Origin of the sequence: Paenibacillus zanthoxyli JH29 (assembly GCF_000520715.1) — a bacterium.
Classification (GTDB): Bacteria; Bacillota; Bacilli; order Paenibacillales; family Paenibacillaceae; genus Paenibacillus_AQ; species Paenibacillus_AQ zanthoxyli.
The window spans coordinates 1-7,103 of the sequence record NZ_ASSD01000160.1 but is presented as its reverse complement, the minus strand read 5'-3'; the positions used below and the strand labels follow the sequence as shown (position 1 = coordinate 7,103).

8 protein-coding genes are annotated in these 7,103 nt (G+C 54.1%); 5 read left to right on the top strand and 3 right to left on the bottom strand.

Going from position 1 to position 7,103, the window contains the following annotated elements; genetic code table 11:
* Positions 1 to 778, top strand: a 778-nt coding sequence (locus L691_RS0106165) for a metallophosphoesterase (RefSeq protein WP_025689428.1), incomplete at its 5' end; no start/stop codon positions are given.
* Positions 779 to 924: 146 nt separating this feature from the next.
* Here the strand turns inward: L691_RS0106165 and L691_RS0106160 are convergent.
* Positions 925 to 2,358 carry an MFS transporter gene (locus L691_RS0106160; protein WP_025689427.1) on the bottom strand — a complete coding sequence of 478 codons (1,434 nt, stop codon included), beginning with the start codon at positions 2,356 to 2,358 and terminating at the stop codon, positions 925 to 927.
* A gap of 306 nt (positions 2,359 to 2,664) precedes the next feature.
* On the opposite strand from L691_RS0106160, the gene L691_RS0106150 reads away from it, so the two are divergent.
* Positions 2,665 to 2,892, top strand: coding sequence for a helix-hairpin-helix domain-containing protein (locus L691_RS0106150; RefSeq protein ID WP_025689426.1), 228 nt, complete (start codon positions 2,665 to 2,667; stop codon positions 2,890 to 2,892).
* A 114-nt stretch (positions 2,893 to 3,006) separates the two neighbouring features.
* Here L691_RS0106150 and L691_RS0106145 read toward each other — a convergent pair whose 3' ends face one another.
* Complete coding sequence (locus L691_RS0106145; RefSeq protein ID WP_025689425.1) at positions 3,007 to 3,816, bottom strand: histidinol-phosphatase; 810 nt, start codon at positions 3,814 to 3,816, stop codon at positions 3,007 to 3,009.
* Positions 3,817 to 3,860: 44 nt separating this feature from the next.
* The gene (locus tag L691_RS0106140) at positions 3,861 to 4,766 is read right to left on the bottom strand and encodes a LysR family transcriptional regulator (RefSeq protein WP_025689424.1); all 906 of its coding nucleotides are present in this window, start codon (positions 4,764 to 4,766) and stop codon (positions 3,861 to 3,863) included.
* 255 nt (positions 4,767 to 5,021) lie between these two features.
* On the opposite strand from L691_RS0106140, the gene L691_RS0106135 reads away from it, so the two are divergent.
* The 3 genes from L691_RS0106135 to L691_RS0106125 all read left to right on the top strand — a co-directional run.
* Complete coding sequence (locus L691_RS0106135; RefSeq protein WP_025689423.1) at positions 5,022 to 5,480, top strand: chemotaxis protein CheX; 459 nt, start codon at positions 5,022 to 5,024, stop codon at positions 5,478 to 5,480.
* A gap of 51 nt (positions 5,481 to 5,531) precedes the next feature.
* Positions 5,532 to 6,308 carry an SDR family NAD(P)-dependent oxidoreductase gene (locus L691_RS0106130; protein WP_025689422.1) on the top strand — a complete coding sequence of 259 codons (777 nt, stop codon included), beginning with the start codon at positions 5,532 to 5,534 and terminating at the stop codon, positions 6,306 to 6,308.
* A 94-nt stretch (positions 6,309 to 6,402) separates the two neighbouring features.
* A partial coding sequence (locus L691_RS0106125; RefSeq protein ID WP_025689420.1) for a DEAD/DEAH box helicase occupies positions 6,403 to 7,103 on the top strand: 701 nt, incomplete at its 3' end.

The following is a 7,103-nucleotide window of genomic DNA, read 5'->3' as shown; positions in this document are numbered from 1 at the left end:
CGGCGGTTACAGCTGGAAGGGTGAGCCGAGCTGGCTGGATATTAGCCGCCTAACGCTTGCGTGGAAGGAGCTTCCCGCTTCATTTTCAGGACTGAAGCTTGTCCATTTCAGCGATGTACATCTAGGCTTTAATAAGGATGCCGGGGATGTAAAGCGGCTGATACGCCATATCCGGGAAGCGGAACCGGACCTCATCTGCTTCAGCGGCGATATCGTCGACAGCTATCCGGAGGATTTGGAGGAGTCCGTTCCTCTGTTTGCCGGTCTGACTGCTCCGCTGGGCAAATTTGCAGTGCTTGGCAATCATGATTACAAGCATGCCGAGATACTGGTTGGTCTGCTGGAAGCTGCAGGATTTAAAGTGCTGCGTAATAGGCATGCCCTTATCCGAAAAGGGAATGAATCCATTGCTGTTGCAGGGATGGAGGATTATCTGATCAACAGCCCAGGCCCCGATCCGAAGGCGGCGATGGGCGGCATTCCGCCGGGCACATTCACGGTGCTGCTCATGCATGAGCCGGATTATGCGGATTTTGTGCAGGAGTATTCCATTCAGCTCCAGCTGTCCGGACACAGCCATGGGGGACAGATTCGCATTCCGTTTATGGGCGCTCCCTTTGTGCCGGACGGGTCGGTCAAGTATGTCAGCGGCTTATACACGGTCGGGGATCAGAGGATGCTGTATGTCAACAGGGGCTTTGGCGAGACTTACATGCCATTCCGGTTCATGTGCCGGCCGGAGCTGACGGTATTTACGCTGCGCCGGATGGAAGGATAGCAGCCATACCCGGTTATATCTTGTTACACAAATGAAATAATACCGTTATCAAACTCTAACAGTGATGGGGTAAACTGTATACATGACCCCCTTTTGAGAATATAGATTGCTTGGGACCCGAGAAATCGGGTCCATTTTTTTATATCTTAGCCGCTTCTTCTTTGCTTATTCAGACTTACTTGAGGCTGCTTCCGCCGCAAAGCGTTGCCGGCGCTTGGGTCCAGCCGTACCGCCCCCAGCGCCGCAAATGAAGCGATGATGCCCAGGATGAAGAAGGAGACGGTATAAGGTCCCGAGACGCTGGAAGAGCCGGTCACAAAATACGCGATCGGTTCCCCGGCGCGCAGCGCCACCGTTGCCGAGGCAATGCCGAAGGCGGCGGCAAGATTCTGCGTGGTCGCCGCCAGCGCGTTGGCATGGCGCGTGTTCTCCGGCGAAATATCGCTGTACGCCATCGTGGAATAAGCCGTTAGCGCCGTGGACCGGACGATGCCGCTGACCAGCGTGAGCAAGGCGATAAGCACGACCGGAACAGCCGGAGTGATCAGTCCGCTCAGAATCATGGTTAGAGCACCGATTGACGTCGAGATGATCAGAACGCGGCGAAAGCCGAACCGGTTCAGCAGGAATGTCGTCGCCGGCTTGATGCCGATGTTCCCGACAAAGATGAACAGCACAATGCCTCCCGCCAGCACCCCGCTCCAGCCGAAGACGTTCTGAAACAGCAGTGTCAGCATAAAAGGCGCGGAACCGACCATCATCCAGTACATGGAGCTGCCGAACTGGGAAGCGCGAAAAGTCGGAATTTTCAAAATTCGCAGCTCCACAATCGGGTGGGAGGCGGTCAGCAGATGCCTTACGGCGGCAGCGGCGACGACAAGGAAGACTGCTGTCAGCAGCAGCCCTCGGCTCCAAGCGGCCCCGGAGTCCGCGAGCACATGGGCTGCGTAAGTCAATCCGCCTACCCCAATTCCCGTCAGCACCACTCCGGTAACGTCCAGCTTGGGCGACGCCGCTTCAGCGGCATCGTCGATCAGCTTCCAGGCGGCGATAAATCCGGCAATGCCAAGAGGAATATTGATCAGGAACAGATATTCCCACGAGGCGTAAGTGATGATGAGTCCGCCCGCAAGCGGGGCGATGGCAGGGGAGATCAGCCCGGGCCAGACGAGATAAGACATGATTTTCAGCAGATCGCGTTTCTCCGTGTGCTTAATCACAACCACCCGTCCGACCGGAACCATCATCGCACCCCCGAATCCTTGCAGCACCCGCGCAGCGACAAGCGCCTCCAGGCTCGGTGACAAGGCGCAGGCAATCGAAGCCAGCGTAAAGATAGCGATGGCCGACAGAAATACAGGCCGGGTCCCGAACCTCTCGGCAAGCCAGCCGCTGATTGGGATGAACACGGCCAAAGTGACCATATATGCGGTAATAATCAGCCCCATTTGGGCCGAAGAGACATTAAGTGCCCGGCTCATCGCGGGAACTGCCGTTGTAACGATGGTGCTGTCCAGATTCTCCATAAAATAACAACCGGCGACAAGCAAAGCGGTGTTGCGGAGTTTAGGAGTTATCACAAGGCGGTCCCCCTCTCGCCAAAAGGACCATGGTCAATCCATTCCGAATGCATATCGTCCATACCAGCCCAGAAGGTTTCCATAACGCCTTCCTCCTATTCTTTTGTATAAAAATAAAAATTGGTATTACCAATATTGGTGTTACCAATTTTATTTCGATTTTTTCGTCTTGTCAATGCGCCTCAGCCGAGCAAGTCCATATTCAGGGTACTTGAGCGGGAATGATTCGGCCGCAGATCTTAACGATCCGATAATCATCCGCAGTGGAAAAGGTATAATAAATGCAACAGGGAAAGGAGGGAGCAGATGGAGGAACAAGATATAGCCGGTACTCAAAGCGGTCTTCCCGAAAAACTGAGCAAACCGGCTAGACGCGCGCTTCAGGGGGCCGGATATTTGACATTGGAGCAGCTTACGAAGGCGGGCGAAGCGGAGCTTCTGAAACTGCATGGGATGGGGCCGAAAGCGCTGGATCAATTGCGGCGGGCAATGGCGGACAAAGGTTTGAATTTTGCGGATGAGAAGCAGGAGTAAAAAATTAGCGGCAGCCGGGACCTGGTAAAGTCTCCCGAACTGCCGCTGTTGTCTTTTTCCAACCGGTCTTATTTATATGCTAACGTTCTCCGGCTCGCAAGGATTATCCGGTTCTTATAGAGGTACTTCTATTTTCTGCTTTTGCTTGTAATAAACCCAGGAGTTAAAGCCGATCTCCTTCAGCCGGGCCGCGACTGCTTCATGCTCGTCGCCCACCCGTGAAGGCTTGTGCGCATCCGAGCCGAACGTTACCTGCACACCGTAGCGCAGCGCCCGTTCCAGGATGTCGTCCGACGGGTACCAGCCGCCGCTCAGCTTTGTTTTGCCGGAGGTGTTGATCTCAATCGCTACACCGCAGTCCGCAATGACCTTCAGGCAATCGTCAATCGGACCTGGAGCGGGAATGTTCGAGAAATCGGGATAGTTGCCCTTCATGGCGTCAATATGGCCGAGAATCTGGAACATGCTGCTGCGCGCCGACTCGGAGATGAGCCGGTAATACTCCGTTTTGATCGCAATCTTCTCTTTCATTTCGAGGCCTCTCCATCGCCCTTTGTTAAAAATACTCACACCCCCCGTACTGTGAACGGAACCGATGATGTAGTCAAAAGGGTAGGCGTCCAGAATCTTCCGGTACGCTTCCACATGCTCCGGAAAATAGTCGGATTCGATGCCGAGCAGAACGTCGATCACGCCCTCATATTCTTTTTTCAAGGCGAGCACTTCTTCGACATAAGCGGCGAATTCCGATTTGGCCATGGCAATATGCGGAAAAGCTTGATCGCTCGGATCTCCGAAATAGGGGGTGTGATCCGAAATGCCTATGACTTCAAGCCCGGCTTTAATGCCGGCCTCAACGTAGTTCCGTATGTTTCCGTCAGCGTGGCCGCAGCGGAAATGATGAGTATGCAGGTCAAATTTCATTGAAAGAACATCTCCTTAGGCCAGATTATCTAGATGATGCCGTCTTATTCCGATCCGATGAACTGCGTCTCCGGCATTCCCTTGAGATCGCTGAGGAACTGCCGCATGGCAGAGTTGACATATTTACCTGATTTGGTGATGACGCCTACCGGGTGAGTCACTTCAAGCTCCATAATCGGAATGATCTTAAGAGTCCCGGCTTTTACCTCTTCCGCCACCGACTGCTTCGAAATAATGCCTGCGCCCAGATCCAGCTCCACCATCCGCTTCACTTCCTCGCTGCTGGTCAGCTCCATGATGACATGAGTCTGGATGCCGTGCTTGGCAAACACCTCTTCGGCAAACATCCGTCCGACCGTATCGGGCGATAGCAGGATGAGCGGAGTTTCGCCCAGCACCTCGACGCGGGCTCTTCCCGGCTTCGCGGCCAGCGGATGCCTTGGAGACACGACCAGCTCAAAAGTGTCGTAATAGAGAGTGGAGGTGGTCATGCTGGGGCTGTCTCCGATCAGGTAGCCGATGCCGACATCGACAAGGCCGTTATCAACATGCTGGTATATCTGGGTAGAGGACATGGATTGGATGGACGTTTTGATATGAGGAAATTGATCCTGGAAATAAGAAAGAATGCGCGGCAGAATCTGAATCGCGATGGAGGTCGTCGTTCCCAGAATGATATGGCCCTGGGGCGTCTCGTCCAGATCGGCCAGCCTCTGCTTCAAATCGTCGACGATATTTACGATCTGCTCCGCATGCGTTAGGAATACTTGCCCCTTGTCCGTCAGCGTAACGGGCTGGTTCCGGTCCACCAGTTGGGTCTTGAACTCTTCCTCAAGGCTCTTGATTTGCGCGGAAACTGCCGGCTGGGTCAGATTGAGCAGTTCTCCCGCCTTGCGGAAGCTCAACGTTTTGGAGATCATGATAAGCGTCTCCAGTTGGCTGATGTTCATGGAATACCTCCCTTGGCCAACTCTTTGTTGACTTATCGTTTATGTACATAGTTTACGCCGAATGTTGGCATTTGATTAAATTATAGGAGATTCTACCCGGCAGGGCAATGATACCGCACACCCCTTTCTTTATTTTAGTCGGGGCAGTCCTTAATTTTTGGTGAATTGTACCGATATATAAGATATAATATACCCAGATCGTTGTAGGTCTTTTGGGTTATGACTTAAGTCCGGTAAAGGGAGGCACAGCGCTTAATGAAAGCCGAAGTGATTAATCCGTTTTTAAAATCTGCGTGCGTCGTAATTGAACAAGTGATTCAAGTGTCGCCGTCAGCCGGTAATTTGGGTGTAAAAGAGATTGATCTTATTGATAATCATATATGGATCAAAATCGGAATGACGGGGCAGATAAGCGGGGATATTGTCTTCGGCATCGCCGAAAATGTGGCTCTGCGCATGGTATCGGCCATGATGGGCGGCTATCCCATTTCCGAGATGGACGAGATGGGGCAAAGCGCCATTTCCGAGCTTGGCAACATGATCAGCGGCAACGCAAGCACCATTCTGTCCAATCAGGGCGTCACGGTTGATATCACGCCTCCCCAAGTTATGAAATCGGAAAATCTGGTAGCATTCCTGCCCCGCAAGGCGCTCAGCATCCCACTCGTTATGGACGGAATCGGCGAACTGGATATTCAGGTGATGATCTCTTAGAATAATGAAGAGATTGCAGTCACTTGAGTAAGAAGGAGCTGATTGTCCAGGGTGGAGCTTAAGGGTAAAGTCGCAGTCATCACAGGCGCTTCCAGCGGCATAGGTGCGCTTTCGGCGCAGCTGCTCGGAGAGCGCGGAGCCATTCCGGTGCTGCTTGCCAGGTCAGAGGATAAGCTGAAGACCGCGGCGGCAGGGATAACGGGCAAATATGGACTTTACCGCTGTGATGTGAGTAGGTCCGAAGATGTGGAAGAGACATTCGCCAAGATTTTTGCGGCTTACGGAAGAGTCGATATTCTGCTCAACAATGCAGGCTACGGCAAGTTCGAAGGTTTGACGGAGATGGCGGTCGAAGAGTTCGATCAAATGATGAACGTCAATTATTTGGGCATCGTCAGGTGCACCAAGGCGGTAGTTCCGCATATGCTGAAGCGGGGAAGCGGCCAGATTGTCAATGTGGCATCGATGGCCGGGAAGCTCGGAACCTCACGGGCAACAGCCTATTCCGCAACGAAGCATGCGGTCCTCGGCTTCACGAACGCGCTGCGCCAGGAGCTTCGCCATAGCGGGATCATTGTGTCGGCGGTTAATCCGGGGCCGATTGAGACGAATTTTTTTAACGTTGCAGACCCGTCCGGCAGCTACATCAAGAACGTGGGCGGCTTTATAATGAGCCCACAGTATGTCGCCAAGCGGATGGTGAAGCTGATGGAGAAGGGCAAGGAAGAACTCGACCTGCCGCGCCTCGCGGCCGTAGGCATTCGCCTGTACGGGCTGTTTCCCCGGCTGGCGGACAAGCTGTCCTATAAGATGCTGAACCGGAAATAACATAAAGATGAACAGGAGGGCCTTCCATTTGGTGGACAGGTCTTTTTGGCATATAATGAATGAATACTATACAGTGAAAAGGATGAATTTCCCTATGACTAAAGCTTCTTTTGCGGCTATCGGCATCCAGGAAGACCTTGAAGCCCGATTGTCGGAATTCGGCATCACCTCTCCTTCTCCGGTTCAGGCAGAGACCATTCCGCTGCTGCTGGAGGGCCGGGATGTGCTGGCCGCTTCCCAGACCGGAACGGGCAAGACACTGGCCTACCTGCTGCCCCTTCTGCAGCGAATCGATCCGGAGCGGAGAACGGTTCAGAAGCTGGTGCTGGCTCCGACCCAGGAGCTGGCTATACAAATTGTGCGCGAAGCGGAGCGCTATGGCGAGGGACGCGGCATCCGCGTGCTCGGACTGATCGGCGGCGCAGCGATAGGCCGCCAGATCGAGCGGCTGCGCGAGCATCCGCAGCTGGTCGTGGGCACGCCAGGGCGCGTGCGGGAGCTGATCGGGCTGCGCAAGCTGAAGATGCATGAGGTCGTCACGATTGTTCTTGACGAGGCGGACCAGATGTTCCAGCTCGGCGGCGCGGGCGAGCTGGAGAAGATTATCGCAAGCGCCCTGCGAAGCCGCCAGCTCGTCATGCTGTCCGCGACAATCGGACCGGAGACGCGGGCGTTGGCCTCCAAGGTGATGAACGATCCGGCCGAGATCGGGATCGATCCAGATACGAAGACGGCGCGCGGACTGGAGCATCTCTACATCGCCGTAGAGGAACGGGACAAGGTGGATACGCTGCG

Excerpts from the sequence above, each read along its gene's own strand:
- L691_RS0106150 (WP_025689426.1), top strand. The coding sequence starts at position 2,665 with ATGGAGGAACAAGATATAGCCGGTACTCAAAGCGGTCTTCCCGAAAAA.
- L691_RS0106145 (WP_025689425.1), bottom strand. The coding sequence starts at position 3,816 with ATGAAATTTGACCTGCATACTCATCATTTCCGCTGCGGCCACGCTGAC.
- L691_RS0106140 (WP_025689424.1), bottom strand. The coding sequence starts at position 4,766 with ATGAACATCAGCCAACTGGAGACGCTTATCATGATCTCCAAAACGTTG.
- L691_RS0106135 (WP_025689423.1), top strand. The coding sequence starts at position 5,022 with ATGAAAGCCGAAGTGATTAATCCGTTTTTAAAATCTGCGTGCGTCGTA.